This is a genomic window from Terrabacter sp. P2_E3 (assembly GCF_056403915.1).
On sequence record NZ_JBFUEN010000003.1, the window covers coordinates 241,454 to 265,056 of the forward strand.

Annotated in this window: 22 protein-coding genes; 12 read left to right on the forward strand and 10 right to left on the reverse strand. The window is 71.5% G+C overall.

Annotated features, from left to right (window positions below; translation table 11 throughout):
- The first annotated feature begins 33 nt into the window (after nucleotides 1–33).
- Together AC1DW8_RS04380 and AC1DW8_RS04385 are read left to right on the forward strand one after the other, a co-directional pair.
- Nucleotides 34–966, forward strand: a complete 933-nt coding sequence (locus tag AC1DW8_RS04380) for a YhjD/YihY/BrkB family envelope integrity protein (protein WP_478092175.1) — start codon at nucleotides 34–36, stop codon at nucleotides 964–966.
- A gap of 27 nt (nucleotides 967–993) precedes the next feature.
- The gene (locus AC1DW8_RS04385; protein ID WP_056774754.1) at nucleotides 994–1,257 is read left to right on the forward strand and encodes a GlsB/YeaQ/YmgE family stress response membrane protein; all 264 of its coding nucleotides are present in this window, start codon (nucleotides 994–996) and stop codon (nucleotides 1,255–1,257) included.
- Nucleotides 1,258–1,280: 23 nt separating this feature from the next.
- On the opposite strand, the gene AC1DW8_RS04390 is transcribed toward AC1DW8_RS04385, so the two are convergent.
- The 3 genes from AC1DW8_RS04390 to AC1DW8_RS04400 form a co-directional block, all read right to left on the reverse strand.
- Nucleotides 1,281–2,939 (reverse strand): ABC-F family ATP-binding cassette domain-containing protein, encoded by a 1,659-nt coding sequence (locus tag AC1DW8_RS04390; RefSeq protein WP_478092179.1) that lies wholly within the window; start codon nucleotides 2,937–2,939, stop codon nucleotides 1,281–1,283.
- Nucleotides 2,940–3,235: 296 nt separating this feature from the next.
- Entirely contained in the window at nucleotides 3,236–3,949 is a 714-nt protein-coding gene (locus AC1DW8_RS04395) for a response regulator (protein WP_478092182.1), read from the reverse strand.
- On the reverse strand, nucleotides 3,946–5,181 hold the full coding sequence (locus tag AC1DW8_RS04400) for a sensor histidine kinase (protein ID WP_478092184.1): 1,236 nt from the start codon (nucleotides 5,179–5,181) through the stop codon (nucleotides 3,946–3,948). Before AC1DW8_RS04400 ends, AC1DW8_RS04395 begins: the two co-directional genes overlap by 4 nt.
- Before the next feature lie 185 nt (nucleotides 5,182–5,366).
- Between AC1DW8_RS04400 and AC1DW8_RS04405 the strand changes: the two genes are divergently transcribed.
- Entirely contained in the window at nucleotides 5,367–6,266 is a 900-nt protein-coding gene (locus AC1DW8_RS04405; protein WP_056774748.1) for an ABC transporter ATP-binding protein, read from the forward strand.
- Nucleotides 6,263–7,108: an ABC transporter permease gene (locus AC1DW8_RS04410; protein ID WP_478092187.1), complete on the forward strand. Its 846-nt coding sequence runs from the start codon at nucleotides 6,263–6,265 to the stop codon at nucleotides 7,106–7,108. The genes AC1DW8_RS04405 and AC1DW8_RS04410 overlap by 4 nt, the downstream gene beginning before the upstream one ends.
- Before the next feature lie 85 nt (nucleotides 7,109–7,193).
- On the opposite strand, the gene AC1DW8_RS04415 is transcribed toward AC1DW8_RS04410, so the two are convergent.
- A complete protein-coding gene (locus AC1DW8_RS04415) occupies nucleotides 7,194–8,780 on the reverse strand; it encodes a catalase (RefSeq protein ID WP_056774742.1) in 1,587 nt (528 codons plus the stop codon).
- Between the two features lie 66 nt (nucleotides 8,781–8,846).
- Here AC1DW8_RS04415 and AC1DW8_RS04420 point away from each other — a divergent pair, with 66 nt between their 5' ends.
- A complete protein-coding gene (locus AC1DW8_RS04420) occupies nucleotides 8,847–9,380 on the forward strand; it encodes a hypothetical protein (protein WP_056774739.1) in 534 nt (177 codons plus the stop codon).
- Nucleotides 9,381–9,574: 194 nt separating this feature from the next.
- Nucleotides 9,575–10,900, forward strand: a complete 1,326-nt coding sequence (gene serS, locus AC1DW8_RS04425; protein ID WP_056774736.1) for a serine--tRNA ligase — start codon at nucleotides 9,575–9,577, stop codon at nucleotides 10,898–10,900.
- 47 nt (nucleotides 10,901–10,947) lie between these two features.
- Here the strand turns inward: serS and AC1DW8_RS04430 are convergent, their stop codons facing one another.
- The 6 genes from AC1DW8_RS04430 to AC1DW8_RS04455 form a co-directional block, all read right to left on the reverse strand.
- A complete protein-coding gene (locus AC1DW8_RS04430; RefSeq protein ID WP_082619663.1) occupies nucleotides 10,948–11,934 on the reverse strand; it encodes a Gfo/Idh/MocA family protein in 987 nt (328 codons plus the stop codon).
- Nucleotides 11,935–12,040: 106 nt separating this feature from the next.
- Complete coding sequence (locus tag AC1DW8_RS04435) at nucleotides 12,041–12,781, reverse strand: GntR family transcriptional regulator (protein ID WP_056774733.1); 741 nt, start codon at nucleotides 12,779–12,781, stop codon at nucleotides 12,041–12,043.
- 66 nt (nucleotides 12,782–12,847) lie between these two features.
- Complete coding sequence (locus AC1DW8_RS04440; protein WP_056774731.1) at nucleotides 12,848–13,261, reverse strand: universal stress protein; 414 nt, start codon at nucleotides 13,259–13,261, stop codon at nucleotides 12,848–12,850.
- A 13-nt stretch (nucleotides 13,262–13,274) separates the two neighbouring features.
- Nucleotides 13,275–14,090: an ATP-binding cassette domain-containing protein gene (locus AC1DW8_RS04445; RefSeq protein ID WP_020143647.1), complete on the reverse strand. Its 816-nt coding sequence runs from the start codon at nucleotides 14,088–14,090 to the stop codon at nucleotides 13,275–13,277.
- A gap of 1 nt (nucleotide 14,091) precedes the next feature.
- The gene (locus AC1DW8_RS04450) at nucleotides 14,092–15,153 is read right to left on the reverse strand and encodes an ABC transporter permease (RefSeq protein WP_020143648.1); all 1,062 of its coding nucleotides are present in this window, start codon (nucleotides 15,151–15,153) and stop codon (nucleotides 14,092–14,094) included.
- 88 nt (nucleotides 15,154–15,241) lie between these two features.
- On the reverse strand, nucleotides 15,242–16,243 hold the full coding sequence (locus tag AC1DW8_RS04455; protein ID WP_056825970.1) for a substrate-binding domain-containing protein: 1,002 nt from the start codon (nucleotides 16,241–16,243) through the stop codon (nucleotides 15,242–15,244).
- Nucleotides 16,244–16,809: 566 nt separating this feature from the next.
- Here AC1DW8_RS04455 and AC1DW8_RS04460 point away from each other — a divergent pair.
- Genes AC1DW8_RS04460 through AC1DW8_RS04485 form a run of 6 tightly spaced genes read left to right on the forward strand, consistent with a single transcriptional unit; the run spans nucleotide 16,810 to nucleotide 23,524 of the window.
- Entirely contained in the window at nucleotides 16,810–17,814 is a 1,005-nt protein-coding gene (locus tag AC1DW8_RS04460) for a Gfo/Idh/MocA family protein (RefSeq protein ID WP_056775316.1), read from the forward strand.
- Nucleotides 17,815–17,828: 14 nt separating this feature from the next.
- Nucleotides 17,829–18,842 carry a 5-dehydro-2-deoxygluconokinase gene (gene iolC / locus AC1DW8_RS04465; protein ID WP_056826260.1) on the forward strand — a complete coding sequence of 338 codons (1,014 nt, stop codon included), beginning with the start codon at nucleotides 17,829–17,831 and terminating at the stop codon, nucleotides 18,840–18,842.
- On the forward strand, nucleotides 18,839–19,762 hold the full coding sequence (locus AC1DW8_RS04470; protein WP_478092192.1) for a Cgl0159 family (beta/alpha)8-fold protein: 924 nt from the start codon (nucleotides 18,839–18,841) through the stop codon (nucleotides 19,760–19,762). Before iolC ends, AC1DW8_RS04470 begins: the two co-directional genes overlap by 4 nt.
- Complete coding sequence (gene iolB, locus AC1DW8_RS04475) at nucleotides 19,759–20,679, forward strand: 5-deoxy-glucuronate isomerase (RefSeq protein ID WP_478092194.1); 921 nt, start codon at nucleotides 19,759–19,761, stop codon at nucleotides 20,677–20,679. Before AC1DW8_RS04470 ends, iolB begins: the two co-directional genes overlap by 4 nt.
- Nucleotides 20,676–22,646, forward strand: coding sequence for a 3D-(3,5/4)-trihydroxycyclohexane-1,2-dione acylhydrolase (decyclizing) (gene iolD / locus AC1DW8_RS04480; RefSeq protein WP_478092196.1), 1,971 nt, complete (start codon nucleotides 20,676–20,678; stop codon nucleotides 22,644–22,646). Before iolB ends, iolD begins: the two co-directional genes overlap by 4 nt.
- Nucleotides 22,643–23,524 carry a sugar phosphate isomerase/epimerase family protein gene (locus AC1DW8_RS04485; protein ID WP_478092198.1) on the forward strand — a complete coding sequence of 294 codons (882 nt, stop codon included), beginning with the start codon at nucleotides 22,643–22,645 and terminating at the stop codon, nucleotides 23,522–23,524. Before iolD ends, AC1DW8_RS04485 begins: the two co-directional genes overlap by 4 nt.
- Nucleotides 23,525–23,603 lie beyond the last annotated feature (79 nt).

A 23,603-nucleotide genomic window follows, 5' to 3' on the forward strand; every position in this document is an offset into this window, starting at 1 on the left:
GAGGACACCGCGTCCCGGTATGCCCGGAAGTACATGGACCTCTCCCGCCGCATTCCCGCGGCGAAGGTGCCGCTGGAGATGGCGGCTCTCTACGTCGCCCGCCAGGGCATGCTGCTCGCCAGCGCGGTCGCGTTCCGCACCTTCCTGTGGCTGCTCCCGCTCGCCCTGCTCGTGTCCGGCCTGGTGGCGGGACTCAGCCGCGCGATCCCCGGTGCGGCCGAGGACGCCGTCGCCGTCACGGGGGTGACGAGCACCCTGCGGCAACAGATCACCGTCGCCCTCGAGGAGTCCACCCGCTCGTGGTGGGTGGCCGTGCTCGTCGGTCTCTTCCTCTCGCTGTGGACGACGCGAACCCTGATGCGCAACCTCGTCATCGTCAACGCGCACGTGTGGGACGCCCGGGTGCCCCGACGCACGCAGCGCGAGGTGCTGGGGGCGACGCTCGTCTTCGGGGCGGCCTGGCTGGGCATCTTCCTCGGTGCCGCGCTCGTCACGAGTCTCGACAACCTCCTGCCCGGCGGCATCCTGCTGTCCTTCGTCTGCCAGGCGGGGATCTCAGGCGCCGGGTGGGTGCTCATCACCCTCCACCTGCCCGACCGGCGTCGGTCCTGGCTGGACCTCGTGCCCGGCGGCCTGCTCTTCGGGGTGGGGCTCGCGATCCTCCACGTCATCAGCCGCGTCTACCTCCCGGCCCGGATCGAGCACTCGTCGGCGCTCTACGGCTCGCTCGGCGTCGCCGGTGCCGTGCTCGTCTGGCTCCTCGTCGCCGGTCAGCTCATCGTGGGCTGCGCCATCCTCAACCGGGTGTGGCTGCGCCACCAGGACCCGACGTTCGACCTGGACTTCGACGCGTCGTTGGACTTCTCGATCGAGCCGGCCATCGAGAGGGCCGCCGAACGTGCCACCGAACGGACCACCGAACGGACCACCGAGAAGCCAGATGATTCGGGCGACACCACGGTCTGAGGCGTCTGGTGCCTCTATGCTCGGCCCATGCTCATCATCGGCATGATCCTCTTCGGCATGCTCGTCGGCGCCGCCGCCCAGCTCATCCTGGGTCGCGAGGGCAAGAGCATCGACTGGACGATGGCCATCGTCGCGGGCCTCGTGGGCTCGTTCGTCGGTGGTCTCCTCGCGAGCCTCATCGCGGGCGACGGCCTCGCGCTGCGACCGAGCGGCATCATCGGCTCGATCGTCGGCGCCGTCGTCGTGACGGCCGTGTGGCGCTGGAGCCGCACCCGCAGCGTCACCCGCTGACCGAGCCTCTGCCGCAGGTCCGGTCAGAGGCTCTCGACGCGGACGCGTCCGCGCGTGACGACCCACCGGTGGGTCAGGCGTATGCCGTCGAGCAGGCTCTCGTCGTGGCTCACGACGAGCACGGTCCCTCCGAAGGCCGCCACGGCGGCCTCGAGCTGCTCGATGGCGTCGACGTCGAGGTGGTTCGTCGGCTCGTCGAGCACGAGGACGTTGACCTCACGACCCTGGAAGAGGGCCATGAGCGCTCGCGTCCGCTCTCCCATCGACAGGCTCCGGGCCGGACGTGAGACGTGCTCGGACCCGAGCCCGAACTTCGCGAGGAGGGTGCGCACCTCCGCGACCGGCCACTCGCTCCCCGACCTCGGGTGGGTCCCGAGCTCGCGCCGCACGACCTCGAGCACCGAGGCGTCGTCGTCGAGCAGGTGCCGGCGCTGGTCGATGACGCCGACGGCCACACGCGTGCCCAGGCTCTGGCGGCCGGACGTGAGGGGCAGGTCACCGAGCAGGGCGCCGAGCAGCGTCGTCTTGCCCGAGCCGTTGTCGCCGACGAGCGCGATGCGGTCGCCGCGGCCGACGACGAGGCTGACCGGGCCGAGCCGGAAGCCGTGCCGCTCGACGACCGCGTCGGACAGCGTGGCCACGACATCGGCGGAGGGCCGGCCCTCGGTGATGGCGTAGCGCAGCTGCCACTCCTTGCGTGGTTGCTCCACCGCGTCGAGTCGATCAGCGGCCCGCTCGAGGCGGCCGCCCTTCGCGGCCTGACGGTCGGCCCTGGCCTTGTGCTTCTCGCGGATGTGCTTGTCGGGCTCCTTGCCGAGCGCGACGTTGCGCCGCCCCCGGTCGGCCCAGTCGTGCCGCTGCCGGGACTGCGCGAGCAGCGAGTCCCGCTCGGCGGCATACCCCTCGTACGCCTCCCACGCGTGGGCGCGGGCGAGCTCGCGCTGCGCGACGAAGCTGCTCCAGCCGCCGGTGTAGTGGCCGATGCGCTGCTGCTTGACGTCGAGCTCGACGACGCCGGTGGCGACCGCGTCGAGGAAGGTGCGGTCATGGCTGGCGACGAGGATCGGGCCCTCGTGCGCGGCGACGAAGTCGGCCACGAGGGTGAGCCCGCGGGCGTCGAGGTCGTTCGTCGGCTCGTCGAGGAGCAGCACGTCGTACTGGCTGAGCAGCACGGCGACGAGGCAGGCCCGCGCGGCCTGCCCGCCGGACAGGGTGCCGAGGGGACGGTTGGACGCGACGTCGAGCCCGACGCGGGCGGCCACCTCGGGCAGCCGCTCGTCGAGGTCGGCGGCCCCGAGCGCGAGCCAGCGCTCGAGGGCGGTGGCGTAGCGGTCCTCGCTGCCCTCGTCGCCGGCAGCGATCGCGGCGGACGCGGCCTCGAGCTCGGTGTCGGCCGCCGTGACGCCGGTGCGTCGACGGGCATACGTCAGGAGGGTCTCCGACGGGTCGGGCACGACCTGCGGGAGCCAGCCGACCGTCGCGTCGCGCGGGGCGAGACGGATCGAGCCGGCCTCGATCGGCAGCTCGCCGACGATGGTGCGCATGAGCGTCGACTTGCCCGACCCGTTGGGGCCGACGACGGCGAGCACGTCGCCGTCGGCGAGGGTCAGGTCGAGACCGGAGAAGAGGGTGCGTGCCCCGAAGGCGACGTCCAGTCCGGAGATGGTGAGGGTGGAAGACATGGGGGTCCTTGATGGTCGGCAGGGCCCCGCGGGTGACGTCAGACGGTCGTCGTCAGGTCAGCGGCGGGCGGGCTCGAGGCATCAGGAGATCCACACGGGAGAGAAGGTATGCGGCGCCCAGGGCTCTCGTCCAGCCCTTTTCCGTCGCGCTCGGGCAACTCGACCCCGCCCGGGCGGAGTTGTGGTGGTCAGGCGGGCTTCCGGGGCCGCGCCAGGTCCGCCTCGGCGGAGTTGTGGTGGTCTGGCGGGCTTCCGGGGCGCGCCAGGTCCGCCCGGGCGGAGTTGTCGTGCCGGGCTCAGGGGAGGGCGGCGTCGTGGACGACGATGGCGATCTGGACGCGGTTGTCGGCGCCGAGCTTGTCGAGGACGCGCGACACGTGGGCCTTGACGGTCGGCACGGAGAGGTAGAGCTCGCGCGAGATGTCGGCGTTGGACAGTCCGCGGCCGATGGCGAGGGCCACCTCGCGCTCGCGGTCGGTGAGGGTCGCCAGGCGGGCCTCGGCGTCGGCGCGGCGGCGGTCGCCCGCATCCGCCACGGCTCCTCCGCCGGTCGCGACGTGGGCCATGAGGGTCGCGGTGACGCTCGGCGACAGGATCGGCTCGCCGGTGGCGACGAGGCGCACCGCCTCGACGAGCCGTCGCGGCTCGGTGTCCTTGAGCAGGAAGCCGTGCGCGCCGGCCCGCAGCGCCTGCACGACCATGTCGTCGGCGTCGAAGGTCGTCAGGACGATGACCTTGAGGTCGTCGCCGCGCGCACCGCGGACGGCCCGGGCGCCTTCGGACAGCAGCGCTCTCGTCGTCTCGAGGCCGTCCCGGCGCGGCATCCGGATGTCCATGAGGACGACGTCGGGCCGGTGCTCGTCGACGACGCGCTCACCCTCGATGCCGTCACCCGCCTCCGCGACGACGTCGAGGTCGGGTGCCCCACCGAGGATCATCCTCAGCCCGGCACGCACGAGCGCGTCGTCGTCGACGATCACGACGCGCGTACGCCCTGGGTCCCCGGTCATCGCGACCACGGTAGTCGGGACGTGAGGACGAAGTCGCCCGCCCGGTCAGGACCGTAGGTCAGCTCGCCCCCGGCGAGGACGGCCCGCTCCGTGAGCCCGAGCAGTCCCAGCCCGGCTCCCACCGTGACGTCCTGGCGTATGCCGTCCGCTGCGTCCCCGCCTCCGCGCGGGACCGGGTTGCGCACCGTGACCCGCACTGCCTCGTCGTCGAGGCCGCCCTCCGGGGCGGTGCCCACGGTGACTCGGACAGTCGCGCCCGGGGCGTGCTTGCGGGCGTTCGTCAGGCCCTCCTGCACGATCCGGTAGGCGCCGCGCGACACCTGCTCGGGCACGAGCTCGAGGTCACCCGACCGGTCGAGCCGGACCGTCGTGCCGCCCGAGCGTGCCTCGGCGACGAGCGCGTCGAGGTCGGCGAGCGTCGGCTGCGGCGGCTGGGGCGTGCCGTCGGCGGGAGCCCCCGAGCCGGGCACGTCGCGGAGCACCCCGAGCACGGCCCGCAGCTCGGTCAGGGCCTCGTTGGCGCTCTCGCGGACCACCTCGGCCGTCTCGGAGACCTGCTCGGGCGTCAGGTCGGTGCGGTAGGCGAGGGCGCCGGAGTGCATGGCCACCAGGGAGATCCGGTGTGCGAGCACGTCGTGCATCTCGCGCGCGATCCGGGCCCGCTCGGCCACCTGTGCCTGGACGACGCGCATCGCCTGCTCGCGCTCGGCGGTCAGGGCCCGTTCGTGGAGCGAGGCGACGAAGGCGCGGCGCTCGCCGATGGCCCAGCCGATCGCGACGCTGACGGCATAGCTGAGCAGGCCGATGATGACGTTCGGCAGGGTGACGACCTGGTCCTCGGTCGGGTAGACCATCGAGTGAGACCAGCCCGCCACCATCCACGGCACGAGGACGACCGCGATCTCGCGCCAGTGGCGGCGCGTCGACAGGGACACGAGCGCCACGACGGACGCACCGATCGCGACGGAGGAGATCCCGGAGAGGGCCGCCGTGACGACGGCGACGGCGAGCGGCCAGCGGCGGCGCCACAGCAGCAGCGTCGTCGAGCCGAGCCCGATCGCGAGGTCGACGAGGAGCCAGTCCTTGCCGAACGTCGGCTCCACGTGGCGTTGGTCGAGCTGCGCCTGCACGGCGCCCCAGAGAGCGAGCCCGAAGAGGAAGGCGACCCCGAGCCGCCACGTCTCACCCCACACGTGGCCCCGTCGGGTGCGGGCGATGCGGGGCAGCGGCACCCGGCCAGCGTAGGCGCCGACCGGGCGCGACGGCATCCGACCAAGGTCTCGTCCGCGACCGCCGACGGGGTCCGACCCTGAGCACGGACCCTGACTCCGGTCAGGGTCGGGTGCGACCTAGGTAGGGTCAGAATCAGGCTTGTGACGGATGTGCGACCACTGCCTCTCCCGGGAGGGTGGAGCCCATGATCACAGTGGAACGACTCACCAAGCGCTACGGCCCGTTCACGGCCGTCGACGACGTCTCCTTCGACGTCAAGCCGGGCCTCGTCACCGGCTTCCTCGGCCCCAACGGCGCCGGCAAGACGACCGCGATGCGCGTCATGGCCGGCCTGACGCCCGCCACGTCAGGACGGGCCACGGTGCTCGGCAAGCCGTATGCCGCCCTGCCGAACCCCGGCCGCCACGTCGGCCTCCTGCTCGACGCCTCCGCGCAGCACGCCGGCCGCACCGGCCGCGAGGTGCTGACACTCGGCGCCATCCTCATGGGTGTCGGCAAGCACCGCGTCGACGAGATGGTCGAGCTCGTCGGCCTCACCGAGAAGGAGGCGAACCGCCGGGTGCGCAACTACTCCCTCGGCATGCGCCAGCGGCTCGGCATCGCCCACGCGCTGCTCGGTGACCCCGAGGTGCTCATCCTCGACGAGCCGGCCAACGGGCTCGACCCCGCCGGGATCCGCTGGATGCGTGACCTCCTGCGCGGCTACGCCAACGAGGGCGGCACGGTGCTGCTCAGCTCGCACCTGCTCAACGAGATCGAGCGCGTCGCCGACGAGATCATCGTCATCGGCCACGGCAAGATCGTCGCCCACGGCACCAAGGACGAGCTGCTCGCCGGGGCCGGCACCTACACCCGCTCCACCGACGACGACGCCCTCCTGGCCGCGCTCGCCGAGGCCTCGATCGTCGCCCAGCGCACCCCGACGGGCGGCCTGCAGGTCGAGGCCGAGCCGATCGCCGTCGGCCGCGTCGCCGTCGCCCACCAGATCGTCCTGACCGAGCTGCGCGGCGCCGACAGCCGGGGCCTCGAGGAGATGTTCCTCGACCTCACGGCCGACGCCGCCCGAGAGGAGGTGGCGGCATGACCGCCACGACCACGACGCCCACCGCGGCCCCCGTCTCCAAGAACGCCGAGTCGGCCCTGCCGACCCACGCCAAGGTGCCGAGCCGCATCGCCGGCCCGCGCCCCACGACCGGGGTGCCCTTCGGCCGTCTCGTCCACGTCGAGCTGCGCAAGATGCTCGACACCCGCGCGGGCCGCTGGCTCCTCATCGGCATCGGCGCCATCATCGCGGTCGCGCTGACGATCATGTTCTTCAACGAGGGCGGCCAGCACGCCTTCGGCGAGTACCTCCAGGCCACGACGATGCCGATGGCGCTCATCCTCCCGGTCGTCGGCATCCTCGCCGTGACGTCCGAGTGGAGCCAGCGCACCGGCCTCGTCACCTTCGGTCTCGAACCGCGCCGCATGCGCATCGCGTGGGCCAAGCTCCTCTCGGCGCTCCTCGTCGGCGTCTGCGCCTTCGCGCTGTCGCTCGTGCTGGCCGCCCTCGCGCACCAGGCCGCGATCACCTTCCGCGGCATCACCGGCGACTGGTCCACGGACGCGCTCGTGCTCCTCGGCGCCGGCGGCTACGTGCTGCTCGGCATCGCCCAGGGTGTCGGTTTCGGCATGCTCTTCAAGAACACGCCCGCCGCGGTCGTCGTCTTCTTCGTCCTGCCGACCGCGTGGTCGATCCTCGGCTCGATGGTCTCGTGGCTGGGCGACGCCGCGACCTGGCTCGACATGAACCAGACGATGCAGCCGCTCTTCGAGGGATCGCTGACGGGTGCCCAGTGGGCCCACCTCGCCACCTCGGTCGCCGTCTGGGTCGTCGCGCCCCTGGCTGTCGGCATCTGGCGCCTGACCCGCGCCGAGGTGAAGTAGCACCTGACCACGAACAAGAGGTATGCCGTGTGCCTGACGGGGGCACACGGCATACCTCTGCGTGTTGCTGGGGCGAAAGGCCTTGTCAGTTGGCCGCGTTCGTCTTCGTCTCGACGATCGGGTCGTTGACGACCTTGGCGTCGTCGGCGTCTCCGCCCGGGTTGGCGCCGCCGAGGCCGGCGCGGACGAGCTCCTCGATCTGCTTGCCCGTCTCGGCGTCGACGCTCTTCCAGTAGTCGAAGGCGCGCTCGAGGACCGGGGACTTCACGCCGCCGAGAAGGTGGCCGGCCACCGTCTCGGTGAACGCCTCTCGCTGTGCGTCGTCCCAGACCTCGCGGACGAGCAGGCCCGCCTGGCTGAAGTCGTCGTCGTCCTCGCGCAGCGTGTAGGCCTGGCGCACCATGGCGCCGTCGGTCTCCCAGCCCTCCTCGACCTCACCGACCTCGTCGGCGTAGCCGCGGCCCTCGCTGTTGGGGGCGTAGACGGGCAGGTCGCCGTGGTGGTCGTAGGCCATCGGGCCGTCCTGCGTGTAGGTGTTGAGGCCCTCGACGCGCGGACGGTTGACCGGCAGCTGGAGATAGTTCGGGCCGATCCGGTAGCGGTGCGTGTCGCTGTAGGCGAAGACGCGGCCGAGCAGCATCTTGTCGGGCGAGAAGCCGATGCCCGGCACGACGGCCGACGGCTCGAAGGCCGCCTGCTCGATCTGGGCGAAGAAGTTGTCGGGGTTGCGGTTCAGCGTCATCGTGCCGACCTTGATGAGCGGGTAGTCGCGGTGCGGCCACACCTTCGTCAGGTCGAACGGGTTGAGGTGGTAGGTCTTCGCGTCCTCGTAGGGCATGGCCTGGATCGACAGCGTCCAGCTCGGGAAGTCGCCCGCCTCGATGGCGTCGTGGAGGTCGCGGCGGTGGTGGTCGGCGTCCTGACCGGCGATGCGCTCGGCCTCGGCGCCGGTCAGGCCCTCGACGCCCTGGTTGCTGTGGAAGTGGTACTTGACCCAGTGCTTGTCGCCGGCCCCGTTGACCCAGAGGAAGGTGTGGCTGCCGTAGCCGTTCATGTGGCGGAACGTCTTCGGGATGCCGCGGTCGCCCATGAGGTAGGTGACCTGGTGCGCCGACTCCGGGTTGAGGCTCCAGAAGTCCCACTGCATGTGGTTGTCGCGCAGCCCCGAGCCGCCGCGGCGCTTCTGGCTGCGGATGAAGTGCGGGAACTTCATCGTGTCGCGGATGAAGAAGACCGGGGTGTTGTTGCCGACGAGGTCGTAGTTGCCCTCGGTCGTGTAGAACTTCAGCGCGAAGCCGCGCGGGTCGCGCCACGTGTCGGGGCTGCCCTGCTCGCCGGCGACCGTCGAGAAGCGCGCGAGCATCTCGGTGCTGGCGCCCTTCTGGAAGAGCGCGGCCTTGGTGTAGGCCGACACGTCCTCGGTGGTCTCGAAGGTGCCGAACGCGCCGGAGCCCTTGGCGTGGACGTTGCGCTCCGGGATGCGCTCGCGGTTGAAGTGCGCCATCTGGTTGAGGAAGTGGTGGTCGTGCAGCAGGATCGGGCCGTCCGGGCCGACCGTGAGCGAGTTGCGGTCACTCGGCGCCGGTGCTCCGGTCTCGGTGTGCGACCCGAGTCGCGCCTCCTCGCTCGGGGCCGTCTCGATGGACTCGCGGGACTTCGTGCTCTCACTCATGTCTGCTCCTTCGACGTCTGTACAGGGGCCATACCCAGTCGGCTCCGCCGGTCCTAGAGTCGGGTCATGAGGCTGCGCCGTGTCGTCGAGGCCGTACCGGTGGTGGCCGCGCTGGCCACGGCCCTGCTGGCTGCCGGGTGCACGACCGACGGAGGCGTGCGCGTGTCGCCCACGGTTGGCGTGCCCGCGGGGACCGCGACGCCCGAGGTCTCCCTGACGCCCATCGACCCCGGGCCACCACCCGTCGTGACGGTGCCTCCGCCGGTGGCCGGTGAGGTGGCGCGGGTGGTCGTGAGCAAGCAGGGCTCGGGCAAGGCGTTCCGCAACGTCCCCGGCGTGCCGGTCGCCGAGGGGCGCACCTACACGGTCGAGGTCGCGTGCGCCGCCGGTCGGGCCACGGAGGGCTCGAGCTACGCCGTCTACGATGCCGCGCCCGGCACGTGGGGCCACGGCGAGCCGCTCTACTCCCGCCCCTTCGCGTGCGACGGCGCCGTGCAGCGGACCGTGCACCTCGGGCTGCCGTCCGGGCGCGTCCAGATCGACGTCCGCGGCCTCCCGGCCGACGCCGTGACGGCATACGCCCTCATCCGCCCCGAATAGTCGAGTGAGCGCCCCGCCCCACTCGAGTGAGCGCTCCGTAACAGTCGAGCGAGCGCGCCGCCCCACGCGTCACGCGACGGATGGGACGGAGTGCTCAGTCGTGTGTGGTCAAGCGCTCACTCGAGGTGGGGAGGGTGGGGGTCCGGCGGGATCTCGGTCGTGGGTCCGCGGGGCGCGCGGATAGGCTGACCCGCGTGATCGACATCAAGCTCGTGCGCGACGAACCCGACCGGGTCCGCGCCTCGCAACAGGCCCGTGGTGAGGACCCGGGGATCGTGGACGCGATCCTCGCTGCCGACGAGCGCCGTCGATCGTCCCTCGGCGACTTCGAGAAGCTGCGCGCCGAGCAGAAGACCGTCAGCAAGTCGGTCGGCGCGGCCATGGGTGCCTTCCAGAAGGCGAAGAAGTCGGGCGCCGACGACGCCGACCACCTGGAGAAGGTGGCGCACGAGGCGCGGGCGCGCGCCGGCACGCTGAGCGAGCAGGTCAAGTCGCTCGAGAGCGACGCCGACGAGGCCGGGGCCGAGCTCGAGCGCCTGCTCCGCCGAGTCGGCAACGTCATCATCGACGGTGTGCCCGTCGGCGGTGAGGACGACTACGTCGTGCTCGAGACCGTTGGAACGCCAAGGGATTTCGAGGCCGAGGGCTTCGAGCCGCTCGACCACCTCGCGCTCGGTGAGAAGCTCGGCGCCATCGACATGGAGCGCGGCGCCAAGGTCGGTGGCGCGCGCTTCTACTACCTCACCGGCGTCGGGGCCCTCCTCGAGCTGGCGCTGCTCAACATGGCGATGGCCCAGGCGACCGCGTCCGGCTTCACGCCGATGATCACGCCGACGCTCGCGCGCCCGGAGGTCATGGTCGGCGCCGGCTTCATGGACGCGCACGCCGACGAGGTCTACCACCTCGAGGCCGACGACCTCTATCTCACCGGCACCTCGGAGGTCGCCCTCGCCGGCTACCACTCCGACGAGATCATCGACCTGACGAACGGCCCGAAGAGGTATGCCGGGTGGTCGGCCTGCTACCGCCGCGAGGCGGGGTCGCACGGCAAGGACACCCGCGGCATCATCCGCGTGCACCAGTTCCACAAGGTCGAGATGTTCAGCTACTGCCGTCCCGAGGACGCCGAGGCCGAGCACCAGCGCCTGCTGGCGTGGGAGCAGGAGATGCTCGCCAAGATCGAGGTGCCCTACCGGATCATCGACACGGCGGCCGGCGACCTCGGTGGTCCGGCGGCTCGCAAGTTCGACTGCGAGGCCTGGGTGCCGACGCAGGGCAAGTTCCGCGAGCTGTCGTCGACGTCGAACTGCACGACCTACCAGGCGCGCCGGCTGGGCACCCGCGAGCGTGATCCGAACGGCTCGGGCACCCGCGCCGTCGCGACGCTCAACGGCACGCTGGGCACGACGCGCTGGCTCGTCGCGATCCTCGAGAACCACCAGCAGGCCGACGGCTCGGTCCGCGTGCCCGAGGCCCTGCGCCCCTTCCTCGGCATGGACGTCCTGACGCCGCGGTCCTGACCACCCGGTTGAGGTGGGCGCGCCGCCGAGACGCGCGCGCGATGACCTCAAACCGCAGGGGAGTAGGTGACGCCGAGCTGTCTCGTGACCTCGTCGAGGGCACGCATGTTGGCGTGGACCGACGCTGAGTCGTGCAGAGGAGACTCGAGCAGGCCCTCGCCGATGCAGCGGGCCACCTCGAGGGCCGAGTGGTAGAGCGCGCCGTGGCCGATCGGCTCGGGGTCGGTCCACGTCACCGAGCCTGACCCGTCGGCGGAGGTGACGACGACGTCGCCGGGCATGAAGAACGGTCCGGGCAGGGTCAGCGTGGCCTCCGTCCCGGCGATGGTGGCCGCCGTGGGCGTACGCGTGAGCAGCGTCGAGTGCAGCACGCTCGTCGCGTCGCCGGCATGGGTCAACAGCATCGCGGCCTGGCCGTTGACCCCGGACGCCGTCGACTCGCCGGACGCCAGGACGCGCGTGGCCGGGCCGAGCGCCCATGTCGCCAGCGTCGTGACGTAGGTGCCGAGGTCGAGGAGCGAGCCGCCGGCCATGGCCGGGTCGAGGATGCGGTGCGGCGGGTCGAAGTGCTCGCCGTGGTCGGCGATGACGGTGCGCACGTCGCCGAGGAGGCCGGCGTCGAGCACCTGCCGGACGACGTCGAAGCGCGGCAGGAAGAGCGACCACAGGGCCTCCATGCAGAAGACGCCGGCGGCCCCTGCAGCAGCCGAGATCGACTGTGCCTCAGACGCATCGAGACCCAGCGGCTTCTCGACGAGGACGTGCTTGCCGGCCCCGACGGCCAGGAGTGCGCCGGCCAGGTGCGCGTGGTGCGGCGTCGCGACGTACACGACGTCGACGTCCGGGTCGCTCACCAGCGCCTCGTGGCTCGCGTGCGCCCGCAGCCCACCCGCACCCCGGGCGAAGGCGTCGGCCGAGGCCTGCGACCGCGACCCCACGGCCACGACCTGCTGCGTCGTCGAGGCCCGGAGCGACGAGACGAAGCGTGACGCGATCCACCCCGTGCCGAGGATGCCCCAGCGAAGGCTGGGCACGCTGTCGGGCGACGGACGGCGTGGGGCGGGGAGGGTGGTGGGCAGCGAAAGGGTCGACACGGCATACCTTCTCGGTGGTCGGGCGCCGCGACCGACCCCGGCGCGGTCAGCGCTCGTCGAGCATGACCTCGATGGAGTAGTCCTGGGCGCGGTAGCAGTGGTCGCCGTACTCGACGGGGCCGCCGACGGCGTCGAACGCGGTGCGCGACATCGTCAGGACCGGCTGGGACGGCGTGAGGTTCAGGTGCTTGCGCTCGGAGGCCGACGGCTGCCGCGCACCGATGCGCTGGTGGGCCACGACGGGCTTGCCGCCGCGAGCGCGGAGCAGGGCGTAGAGGCCGTCGTGCTCGAGGTCCTCGCGGCTGATGTCGGAGTAGGCCGGCGGCAGCCAGTTGCGCAGGATCGCGAGCGGCCGGTCGCCGTCGAGACGGAGCCGGACGAGGCGCAGCAACGGCGTGTCGGCCGGGAGGCCCATCGCCGTCGCCGCGACCTCGTCGGTCGTCACCTCGTGCGTCAGCACCTGGGTGCGAGGGTCCCCCGAGCCCTCGCGCCGCAGGTCGTCGTAGAGGCTCGTCAGCTCGGCCCGCCGGTGGATCTGGCGGCCCGCGACCGTCGTGCCGAGACCTCGCCGCCGGAGCAGGAGGCCCTGCCCGACGAGCTCCTGGATGGCCCGCCGCACCGTCGGTCGCGACAGGCCGAGCCGGTCGGCCATCGCGACCTCGTTCTCGAACGGGTCCCCCGGCTGGAGCACGCCGTCCGCGATCGCCGCGCTCAGCTGCTCGGCCAGCTGGTGGTAGAGCGGGACCGGCGTCTCGCGGTCGATGCGGACGTCAACGGGCTTGGGCATGGCCGCAGACTAACGAGACGATTCGGCCATGCGCGCACGTGTTCATGTCAGCACACCCTCGTGTCATCACCTCGGGCTCTTGACGACGAGAACGGGCACGTCCGCGTCGAGGATGATGTTCTGCGCGACGCTGCCGAGGAAGGCCTTGCCCATCGGCGAGCGGCGCCGGGCCCCGATGACGAGCAGGTCCGGACCGAGCTCGTGCACGGTCGCGAGGATCGCCTCGGAGACGTCCGCGATGTCCCGGCCCCCGGGGACGAGGCGCACGTCCCACTGGAGGTCGGGCAGGCATGCGGCCTCGAGCGCGCTCTCGACGGCATCGGAGATACCGGCCTTGTTGGCCTCCGCGATGTCGTTGTCGAGCGACTCGACGACGTGGACGACGAGCAGGTGGGTCCCGCGGTATGCCGCCTGGCGGGCTCCCTCCTGGAGCGCGAGCGCGCTCGAGCTGCGGGTGTGGTGGGCGACGGCGACGCTCATGACGCCACCCCGCTCACTTCTGCAGCTCGTGCGAGAGCTCGGTGAGCTCGTCGCCGCCGGCCATCTGGCGGGTGAGCTCGTCGAGACCGACGTCGGCGCGCTTCTTGTCGAGCACGGCCTGGCCGAGCTTGAGGATGACGAAGTGGTTGCCGACGAGGTAGGCGTGGTGCGGGTTGTGGGTGATGAAGACGACGCCGAGGCCGGCGTCGCGGGCCGCAGCCGTGTACTTGAGCACGACGCCGGACTGCTTGACGCCGAGGGCCGCGGTCGGCTCGTCGAGGATGAGCACGCGGGCGCCGAAGTAGACGGCCCGGGCGATCGCGACGCACTGGCGCTGGCCACCCGAGAGGGTTCCGATCGGCTGGTTGATGTCCTTGACGACGACGCCCATCTTGCGCAGCTCCTCGTCGGCGATGCGCTTCATGTCGGCGATCCGGAGGGTGGCGAACGGGCCCCTGCCGCTCGTCAGCTCGGAGCCGAGGAAGAAGTTGCGCCACACCTCCATGAGCGAGACGACGGCGAGGTCCTGGTAGACGGTCGCGATGCCGTGGTCGAGGGACTCGCGCGGCGAGGAGAAGCTGACCTCCTTGCCGTCGACCTTCATCGTGCCCTCGTTGTGCGGGTGGAGGCCGGCCATGATCTTGATCAGGGTCGACTTGCCGGCGCCGTTGTCGCCGAGGACGCAGGTCACCTCGCCGGCGCGCACCGTGAGGTTGATGCCCTTGAGGGCGCGGATGGCGCCGTACGTCTTGCCGACGTCCTTCATCTCGATGAGCGGCTCGCCCGAGTGGAGCTCCGGGTCCGCGTGCTCGGACAGGGTGTCAGTCATGTCAGCCCACCTTTCGGGCGGTCGAGAGCTTCTTGACGTAGAGGTTGACCATGACGGCGAGCAGGAGCATGACGCCGAGGAAGGCCCGGAACCAGTTGGGGTCCCAGCCGGCGTAGACGATGCAGAGGCTCGTCATGCCGAAGATGAACGCGCCGATCGCGACGCCGATGGCGTTGCCGTAGCCGCCGGTGAGCAGCGTGCCACCCACGACCGCGGCGATGATGTAGAGGAACTCGTTGCCGATGCCGTTGCCGGCCTGGAGGGTGTCGAACTTGTAGAGCGTGTGCATGCCGACGAACCAGCCGAGGAACGAGACCGACATGAAGAGGCCGATCTTGACGGCCTTGACCGGGACGCCGACGGCACGGGCCGAGTCGGCGTTGCCGCCGACGGCGTAGATCCAGTTGCCGATCTTGGTGCGCTGGAGGATGAACGCCGACAGGGCGACGAAGAGGAACCACCAGAGGACGGTGATCTCGACGGTGACACTGCCGATCTTGAAGCTCGAGGCGAAGATCGCGTCGAGGGTCTTGTAGCCGTCCATCTGGTTGATGTTGGGCGTCGAGACCGAGCCGGTGACGAGCTTCGTGACCCCGAGGTTCGCGCCCTGCAGCACGAAGAACGTGCCCAGGGTGATGAGGAAGCTCGGTATGCCGGTCCTCACCACCAGGTAGCCGTTGAGGAAGCCGATGGCGAGGCAGAAGACGAGCGAGAGCACGGCGCCGACGATGAGGTTGATGCCGAGCTGGTAGCAGAACATCGCGTTGACGAGGCCGGCCGTGGTGACGATGACGCCGGCGGAGAGGTCGAACTCGCCGCCGATCATGAGCATTCCCACGGCCACCGCGACGATGCCGATGGTGGAGGACTGGTAGAGCACGGTGAAGAACGACGCGGGCGACCGGAAGGCCGGCGCGACGATGAGGAAGAAGACGAAGATGACGATCGCCGCGACGAGCGCCCCGACCTCGGGGCGGGCGAGCAGGCGGTTCGACCAGCCGAGCGTGACCCTGTTCGATGCCTCGGCTGGTGCCGAGGGTGGAGTCTTGGTGGTTTGACTCATGGACCTCTCCGATCCGGTTTGACGAGCGAGCAGTGGAGTGCGGGAAGGGCGGCCGGCCCTGGTTGCCCGGGCCGGCCGCCCCGGTGGGTCAGCGCGTGTTGTTCTTGGCGAACGGGAGGATCACGGCGATGTTCTTCGAGTCCACGAACGACGGTCCGGTCAGGACGGCGAGGCCGCCACCGATGTCGTTGCCGTTCTTCTTGTTGAGGTAGAGCGACTGGATGGCGAGGTAGCCCTGCACGTAGGGCTGCTGGTCGACCGAGAACTGGATCTTGCCGTCCTGGATCGCCTGCGCGGCGTCGACGTTGAGGTCGAAGGTGGCGAGCTTGGCCTTGCTGCTGGCCGCGTCCATCGCCTTGAGGGCGTCGAGGGCGATCGGGGCGCCGAGCGTGACGATCCAGTCGATCGAGCTGTCCTGCGCGAGCTTGGCCTGAAGGGCCGAGACGACCGACGGGTCGTCGGCGCCGTTGACCTGGATGTTCTCCGTCGCCGGGATGCCCTTCTTGACGCCGGCGCACCGCGCCTCGAGGGCCACCGAGCCGGCGGCCTGGATGACGCAGAGGACCTTCTTGCCACCGGCGGCGGCGATGCGCTTGCCGGTCGCCTCACCGGCGAGGTTCTCGTCGGAGCCGAAGTACATCTTGGCGCCGACCTGCTGGTACTGGTCGATGCCGGAGTTGAAGGCGACGACGGGGATGCCGGCGTCGTTGGCCGACTTGACCGCACCGGCGAGGGCGTCGGGCGTGGCGAGTGTCGTGGCGATGCCGTCGACCTTCGAGTCGACGGCATTCTGGATCAGGGTCGCCTGCTTGGCCGGGTCGGGGTCGTTGGAGTACTTGAGCGTGATGCCGCTGTTCTTCGCGGCCTGGGTGGCGCCGGCCTTGATCTTGTCCCAGAAGGTGTCGCCGGGGGTCTCGTGGGTGACCATGGCGAACGTGTAGCCGGAGTTGTCGCCGGCGCCGCTGCCGCTCCCGGCGTCGGCGGTGCTGGCGGGGGCGCCGCCGCTGCTGCACGCCGCGAGGGCGAGGGCGGCGGCCGTGGCCATGCCGGCTGCGACGGTCAGGCTCTTGCGAGTCCGAGTCGGAGTCATCGTTGATTCCTTTCGTTGCGTCGCGGTGGCCCGGTCGCCGGAGTGGCGCGACGTTCTGTGACGGTCGATCCGTCGATCAGGGTGGAGCCCGAATGCCGTGTGCCGCCTGGCACGTGAGGTGCGGGCTGGAGGGGTGTCGGGTCGTGTCGACCCGGCCGGTGCGCCTGTGGTGCGCGTGGGCTGAGCGGTCTGGCTGCGTCGCGTCCGGTGCGGACGGTGTGGGGCGAGGTCGTCGCCCGGAAGGTGTGCGGGGATCTCGGCGAGCTCCGGCGACGTGGTGCGCCTCCGTGCTCGCACTGGCTCCTCCGTCGCGGGCGGACATCGGTGTCGATGTCTGCCGGTCCCGGCGTCGGTGCCAGCGATTGGAGGATGCTCCTCTTCCTGCATGCATGTCAAGAGATTGATCAAACATCAGAATGTCCTAACATTTGCTTGACATGGCGACGGCCACGGCAGGACCATCGTTCTCGAAGGGACGACGACGTCGAGGCGCTCGCCGTCCGGACCTCACGGCGACCACCCCCACCGGGTCGCCACCCACCGCGATCACCCAAGGGAGTGTGCACATGCGCATCGGACTGGCCGGAGTCGGCCGCATCGGGGCGTTCCACGCCGAGACCCTCCGCGACCTGTCCGACGTCGACGAGGTCGTCGTCTCCGACCTGGACGCCGACGCCGCCCGCGCCGTCGCGGACAAGCTCGAGGTCGGCTTCGCCGCCTCGCCGGCCGAACTGCTCGCCCAGGGCGTCGACGGCTTCGTCATCGCCACGGCGACGCCGGGACACGCACCCCTCATCCGCCTCGGTCTCGAGGCCGGCGTCCCCACCTTCTGCGAGAAGCCCGTGGCCGCCACGCTCGACGAGACGCTGGACCTCGCACGGCTCGTCCGCACGACGAGCACGCCCGTCCACGTCGGCTTCCAGCGCCGCTTCGACCGCGGCTACCAGCGCGCCCAGCAGGCCGTGGCCGGCGGCGAGCTCGGCTTCGTCCACAGCATCCGCGCCCAGACGCACGACCAGGCGCCGCCCCATGCCGCCTACATCCCGACGAGCGGCGGCCTCTTCCGCGACTGCTCGATCCACGACTTCGACATCATCCGCTTCGTCACCGGTCGCGAGGTCGCCTCGGTCTACGCCACCGGCGCCAACAAGGGCGCGGCGTTCTTCTCCGAGGCCGGCGACGTCGACACCGCGGCAGCCGTGCTGACGCTCGACGACGGCACGCTCGTCAACCTCTCGGCCACGCGCTACAACGGCGGGGGCCACGACGTGCGCATGGAGGTCCTCGGCAGCGACGGCACGATCGGCGTCGGCTACGACGACTCGCTCGCCGTCACCTCGGCCGAGCCCGGTGCCACCTACCCGGTCGGCCCCCGACACTGGTCGTTCATGGAGCGCTTCCTGCCGGCCTACCGCGCCGAGCTGACGGCCTTCGCGGCCGTCGCCCGCGGGGCGCTGGCCTCGCCGTGCACCGTCGACGACGCGCTCCAGGCGTTCCGCGTCGCCGATGCCTGCGAGCTCTCGCGGCGCGAGCGTCGCGTCGTCTCGCTCGACGAGATCCCGAGCCTGTGAGCGACGTGGACGCCATGGACACCACCACCCCCGCCGCCGGCGACACGGCATACGACGTCGTTGCGATCGGACGCACCGGCGTCGACATCTACCCGCTCCAGCACGGCGTGGGGCTCGAGAAGGTCCGCACGTTCGAGAAGTTCCTCGGCGGCAGCGCGACGAACGTCGCGGTGGCGGCAGCCCGCCACGGGCACCGGACCGCGCTCGTCACGCGGACCGGGCAGGACGCGTTCGGACGCTACATCCACGAGGCGCTGCGCGATTTCGGGGTCGACGACTCCTTCGTCTCCGCCGTCGCCGGCCCGCCGACCCCCGTCACCTTCTGCGAGGTCTTCCCGCCCGACGACTTCCCGCTGTACTTCTACCGCTACCCGACCGCTCCGGACCTCATGATCGAGGCCGACGAGCTGCCGCTCGACGCGATCCGCGACGCCGGCGTCTACTGGGCGACCGTCACGGGGCTGTCGCAGGAGCCGAGCCGGGCCGCGCACTTCCGCGCCTGGGACGTCCGGGCCCGCCGCACCCACACGGTGCTCGACCTCGACTACCGGCCGATGTTCTGGTCCGACCCGGCCGAGGCGAGCGTGCAGGTCGGGCGCGCGCTCGACCACGTGACCGTCGCCGTCGGCAACCGCGAGGAGTGCGAGGTCGCCGTCGGCGAGACCGACCCCCAGCGAGCGGCCGACGCGCTGCTCGAGCGCGGCGTCGAGCTCGCCGTCGTCAAGCAGGGCCCCAAGGGGGTGCTCGCCGCGACCCGCGACGAGCGGCTCGAGGTCCCGCCCTTCCCCGTCGACGTCGTCAACGGCCTCGGTGCCGGCGACGCGTTCGGGGGCGCCCTCTGCCACGGCCTGCTCGAGGGCTGGGACCTGCGGCGCGTCCTCGAGTTCGCGAACGTCGCAGGTGCGATCGTCGCCAGCAAGCTCGAGTGCTCCACCGCGATGCCGACCTCCGCCGAGGTCGACGAGCGCCTGGCCACCGCCGGCCGGCAGGCCTCACCGTTCGCCACCACCGCCGAGGAGGCGCGATGACCACCACGCAGCACGAGCCGACCGTCAGCCCCAGCGTCCGGGTCGCCGACCTGACCGAGATCCGCGTGCGCGAACCCGGGCGCATCGCCGCCGCGTGGGCCGCGCGCCGCCGCCGTCCCCTCGTCCGTGAGGACGGCCGGATGCTCCTCGTCGCCGCCGACCACCCCGCGCGCGGTGCCCTCGGCGTCCGCGGCGCCGGCGCCGCCATGGCGAGCCGCAGCGACCTGCTCGAGCGCCTCGTCACCGCCCTCCAGCGTCCCGGCGTCGACGGGGTGCTCGGCACGCCCGACGTCCTCGACGACCTCCTCCTGCTCGGCGCCCTCGACGGCAAGGTCGCCATCGGTTCGATGAACCGCGGCGGCCTCCAGGGAGCGACCTTCGAGCTCGACGACCGCTTCACCGCCTACACCGCGGCCGAGATCGCGGCGCGCGGCATCGACGGCGGCAAGATGCTGACCCGCATCTGCCTCGACGACCCGGGCACGGTGGCCACCCTCGAGGCGAGCGCCAACGCCGTCACCGAGCTCGCCGAGCACCAGGTCATGGCGATGGTCGAGCCGTTCCTCTCGACGCGCGAGGGCGGTCGGGTCGTCAACCAGCTCGACCCCGACTCGACGATCAAGTCGGTCCACATCGCTGCCGGCCTCGGTGCCTCGAGCGCCTACACGTGGCTCAAGCTTCCCGTCGTCGACGAGCTCGACCGCGTCATGGACGCGACGACCCTGCCGACGCTCCTCCTCGGCGGGGACCCCCAGGGCGACCCGCAGGACACGTACGCCTCGTGGGGCCGCGCGCTCGACCTGCCCGCCGTGCGCGGTCTCGTCGTCGGCCGCGCCCTGCTCTTCCCGCCCGACGGGGACGTCGCCGCGGCCGTCGACATCGCCGCCGGGCTGGTGCACGGGAGCGGGGTCCGCGCGTGAGCGACAACGAGCGCTGGGTGCGCCCCCTGGGGAGCGCCGGCACGACGGAGTGGTCGGTCGCCATCGACGACGCCCTCGACGGGTGGTCGCACACCCGGTTGTATGCCGCCGAGCTGGCTGCCGGGGAGAGCCGCACCGTCGCGGCCGGGGAGTGGGAGCACGTCGTCGTGCCGCTCTCGGGCTCCGTCGCCGTCACGGCCGTCGACCCCGAGGGCCTCGAGCACGAGGCCGTCCTCGCGGGTCGGGCCTCGGTCTTCGCCGGGCCCACCGACGTCGCCTACGCCACGCGCGACTGCGACGTCACGGTGACCGCCGAAGGCGGTCCCGCCACGATCGCCGTCTGCGGCGCCCGCGCGACGCGACGGCACACGCCGCCGTTCCGTCACGTGGGCGTCGCAGACGTGCCCGTCGAGCTGCGCGGCGCCGGCGTCGCGTCCCGCGAGGTCCGCAACTTCGGCATCCCCGGCGTCCTCGACGCCGACTCGATCATCGCCTGCGAGGTCATCACCCCCGGCGGCAACTGGAGCTCCTACCCGCCGCACAAGCACGACGAGGAGCGGCCGGGGGTCGAGACGGAGCTCGAGGAGATCTACTACTTCGAGGTCGCCCCGTCGGCCGGTGCTCCGGAGGCCGCGGGTACGAGCCCGGTCGGCTACCAGCGGGTCTACGGCACCGACGACCGGCCGATCGACGTGCTCGCCGAGGTGCGCTCGGGCGACGTCGTCCTCGTGCCGCACGGCTGGCACGGCCCGGCGATGGCCGCCCCCGGCTACGACCTCTACTACCTCAACGTCATGGCCGGCCCGGGTGCCGAGCGGGCCTGGCTCATCTGCGACGACCCCGCACACGGCTGGGTCCGCGACACGTGGTCCGACCAGCCGGTCGACCCCCGACTTCCCCTTGGAGGTGCTCGATGACGAGCGACACCCACGCGGCCGCGACGGTGCGTCTGACCGTGGCCCAGGCCGTGGTGCGCTTCCTCGCCAACCAGTGGAGCGAGCGCGACGGCGAGCGGCAGAAGCTCTTCGCCGGCTGCTTCGGGATCTTCGGCCACGGCAACGTCGCCGGGATCGGCCAGGCGCTGCTGCAGAACGAGCTCGCCGACGGCGAGGAGCACCTCCCGTACGTGCTCGCCCGCAACGAGCAGGCGATGGTTCACACGTCCGTCGCCTACGCCCGCCAGAAGGACCGCCTGCAGACGTGGGCGTGCACCGCGTCCGTCGGTCCCGGCTCGACGAACATGCTGACCGGCGCCGCCCTGGCGACGATCAACCGTCTGCCCGTGCTGCTGCTCCCGTCGGGCACCTTCGCGACGCGAGTGTCCTCCCCGGTGCTCCAGGAGCTCGAGCTGCCGTATGCCGCCGACGTGACGGTCAACGACGCCTTCCGCCCGCTGTCGAAGTTCTTCGACCGGGTCAGCCGTCCCGAGCAGCTGCCGTCGGCGCTGCTCGGTGCGATGCGGGTGCTCACCGACCCCGTCGAGACGGGCGCCGTGACGATCTCGCTGCCGCAGGACGTGCAGGCCGAGGCGCACGACTGGCCGCTCGAGCTCTTCGCGCCGCGCACGTGGCGGGTGGCGCGTCCGCTGCCCGAGGCCGTCGACGTCGCCGACGCCGCAGCGGTCATCCGCTCGGCGAAGCGGCCGCTCGTCGTCGCCGGTGGCGGCGTGCACTACAGCGGCGCCGAGGAGGCGCTCCGCGCGTTCTGCGAGGCCACCGGCATCCCCGTCGGTGAGTCGCAGGCCGGCAAGGGGTCCCTGCCGCACGGGCACCCGCAGGAGATGGGTGCGGTCGGCTCGACCGGCACGACGGCCGCCAACGCGCTCGCCGCAGAGGCCGACGTCGTCATCGGCATCGGCACGCGGTGGAGCGACTTCACCACTGCCTCGCGGACAGCCTTCCAGGACAACGGGGTCCGCTTCGTCAACGTCAACGTCGCGCGCTTCGACGCCGGCAAGCACTCGGGGCTCTCGGTCGTCGCCGACGCCCGGGAGGCGCTCGTCGCGCTCACTGCGGCGCTCGACGGGTATGCCGTCGACGACGCCCACCGGTCACGCCAGGCCGCGCTGTGGGCCGAGTGGGACGCCTCGGTCGAGGCGGCCTTCCACCCCGCTCCGGAGGTCACCGACCGGCTGGCCGATGGCCTGCTCACCCAGGGCCAGGTGCTCGGCGCGGTCAACGAGCTGACCGACCCCCGCGACGTCGTGCTCTGTGCGGCGGGCTCGATGCCCGGCGACATCCACAAGCTGTGGCGGGTGCGCGACCGCAAGGCGTACCACGTCGAGTACGGCTACTCCTGCATGGGTTACGAGGTGCCGGCCTCGCTCGGCATCCGTCTCGCCGACGAGTCGCGCGACGTCTTCGCCATGGTCGGCGACGGCGGCTACCTCATGATGCCGACCGAGCTCGTCACGGCGGTGCAGGAGCGCATCAAGGTCATCGTCGTCCTCGTGCAGAACCACGGCTTCCACTCGATCGGATCGCTGTCGGAGTCGCTCGGCTCGCAGCGCTTCGGCACGAGCTACCGCTTCCGTGGTGAGTCGTCCGGACGCCTCGACGGCGCCGTCCTGCCCGTCGACCTCGCCGCCAACGCGCGCTCGCTCGGCGCGCACGTCATCGAGGTGCACTCGCTCGACGAGCTGCACCAGGCGATCAAGGAGGCCAAGGCCGCTCCGGCCGACGGCGGGCCCGTCGTCATCCACGTCGAGACCGACCCGCTCGTCCACGCGCCCGACAGCGCGTCCTGGTGGGACGTGCCGGTCTCGGAGGTCAGCGACCTCGACACGACGCGGACGGCATACGCGGAGTACGTCGACCACAAGGCCACCCAGCGTCCGCTCATCACTCCCGTCGGCACCACCTCTCACCCGGAGTCCTCGTCATGAAGCTCGCCCTCGACCCGTACATGTTCCGTGAGACGCCGCTGCTCGAGCTGCCCTCCCTCGTGGCCGACCTCGGCTACGAGTGGATCGAGCTGTCGCCGCGCGACGACTTCATCCCCTTCTTCAACCACCCGCGCGTCGACGACGCCGGCGTGGCCGCGTTCCGGTCGGCGCTGGCGTCTGCGGGGGTCGGGGTGTCGTCGCTCCTGCCACTCTTCCGGTGGTCGGGTCCCGACGAGGACGACCGCAAGGCGGCCGTGCGCTACTGGAAGCGCGCCATCCAGATCGCCAGCGACCTCGGTGTCGACACGATGAACTCCGAGCTCAACGGCAACCCCCGCGAGGCGGCCGTGTGCGAGCGGATGTTCTGGCAGTCGATGGAGGAGCTGCTGCCCGTCTTCGAGAAGGAGGGGATCCGGCTCGTGCTCGAGCCGCACCCCGACGACTGGGAGGAGGACGGCAAGCGTGCGGTCGACATCATCAAGGGGATCAACAGCCCCAACGTGTCGTTCCTCTACTGCGCGCCGCACACCTTCCACCAGGGCAACGATCCCGACGGGATCATGGACAAGGCCGGCGACCTGCTGAGGATGGTCCACGTCGCCGACGCCTACGACCACACCGCGTCGTCCGGGCTGCGCTACATCGTCAACCCGCCCGGGTCGCAGGTCACGGTGCACCAGCACCTCGACATCGGGCAGGGCGAGGTCGACTTCGGCCAGTTCTTCGCCGGCCTCGAGCGCATCGGCTTCGACGGCATCGTCACCTCCTGCGTCTTCGCCTGGGAGGACCGCGCGCGTGAGTCGAGCACCTACATGCGCGACACGATCCGCTCCTACCTCGACAAGTGGTCGACGCCGCCCACGCTCGTCTCGCCCTGAGCCACCAGCATCCGAGCCGAACCCACGTGTTCCCTCCTCGAGCCGGCCACCCGGCACACGCCCCCTCCGCCTTGATCTG

Coding starts and splice junctions, on each gene's coding strand:
- AC1DW8_RS04440 (WP_056774731.1), bottom strand. CDS start 13,261: ATGAGCGTCGCCGTCGCCCACCACACCCGCAGCTCGAGCGCGCTCGCG.
- iolD (WP_478092196.1), top strand. CDS start 20,676: ATGACGAGCGACACCCACGCGGCCGCGACGGTGCGTCTGACCGTGGCC.
- AC1DW8_RS04405 (WP_056774748.1), top strand. CDS start 5,367: ATGATCACAGTGGAACGACTCACCAAGCGCTACGGCCCGTTCACGGCC.
- AC1DW8_RS04390 (WP_478092179.1), bottom strand. CDS start 2,939: ATGTCTTCCACCCTCACCATCTCCGGACTGGACGTCGCCTTCGGGGCA.
- AC1DW8_RS04445 (WP_020143647.1), bottom strand. CDS start 14,090: ATGACTGACACCCTGTCCGAGCACGCGGACCCGGAGCTCCACTCGGGC.
- AC1DW8_RS04380 (WP_478092175.1), top strand. CDS start 34: ATGGACCTCTCCCGCCGCATTCCCGCGGCGAAGGTGCCGCTGGAGATG.
- AC1DW8_RS04395 (WP_478092182.1), bottom strand. CDS start 3,949: ATGACCGGGGACCCAGGGCGTACGCGCGTCGTGATCGTCGACGACGAC.
- AC1DW8_RS04435 (WP_056774733.1), bottom strand. CDS start 12,781: ATGCCCAAGCCCGTTGACGTCCGCATCGACCGCGAGACGCCGGTCCCG.
- AC1DW8_RS04385 (WP_056774754.1), top strand. CDS start 994: ATGCTCATCATCGGCATGATCCTCTTCGGCATGCTCGTCGGCGCCGCC.
- AC1DW8_RS04470 (WP_478092192.1), top strand. CDS start 18,839: ATGACCACCACGCAGCACGAGCCGACCGTCAGCCCCAGCGTCCGGGTC.
- AC1DW8_RS04410 (WP_478092187.1), top strand. CDS start 6,263: ATGACCGCCACGACCACGACGCCCACCGCGGCCCCCGTCTCCAAGAAC.
- AC1DW8_RS04450 (WP_020143648.1), bottom strand. CDS start 15,153: ATGAGTCAAACCACCAAGACTCCACCCTCGGCACCAGCCGAGGCATCG.
- AC1DW8_RS04420 (WP_056774739.1), top strand. CDS start 8,847: ATGAGGCTGCGCCGTGTCGTCGAGGCCGTACCGGTGGTGGCCGCGCTG.
- AC1DW8_RS04460 (WP_056775316.1), top strand. CDS start 16,810: ATGCGCATCGGACTGGCCGGAGTCGGCCGCATCGGGGCGTTCCACGCC.
- AC1DW8_RS04455 (WP_056825970.1), bottom strand. CDS start 16,243: ATGACTCCGACTCGGACTCGCAAGAGCCTGACCGTCGCAGCCGGCATG.
- iolC (WP_056826260.1), top strand. CDS start 17,829: ATGGACACCACCACCCCCGCCGCCGGCGACACGGCATACGACGTCGTT.
- AC1DW8_RS04485 (WP_478092198.1), top strand. CDS start 22,643: ATGAAGCTCGCCCTCGACCCGTACATGTTCCGTGAGACGCCGCTGCTC.
- AC1DW8_RS04415 (WP_056774742.1), bottom strand. CDS start 8,780: ATGAGTGAGAGCACGAAGTCCCGCGAGTCCATCGAGACGGCCCCGAGC.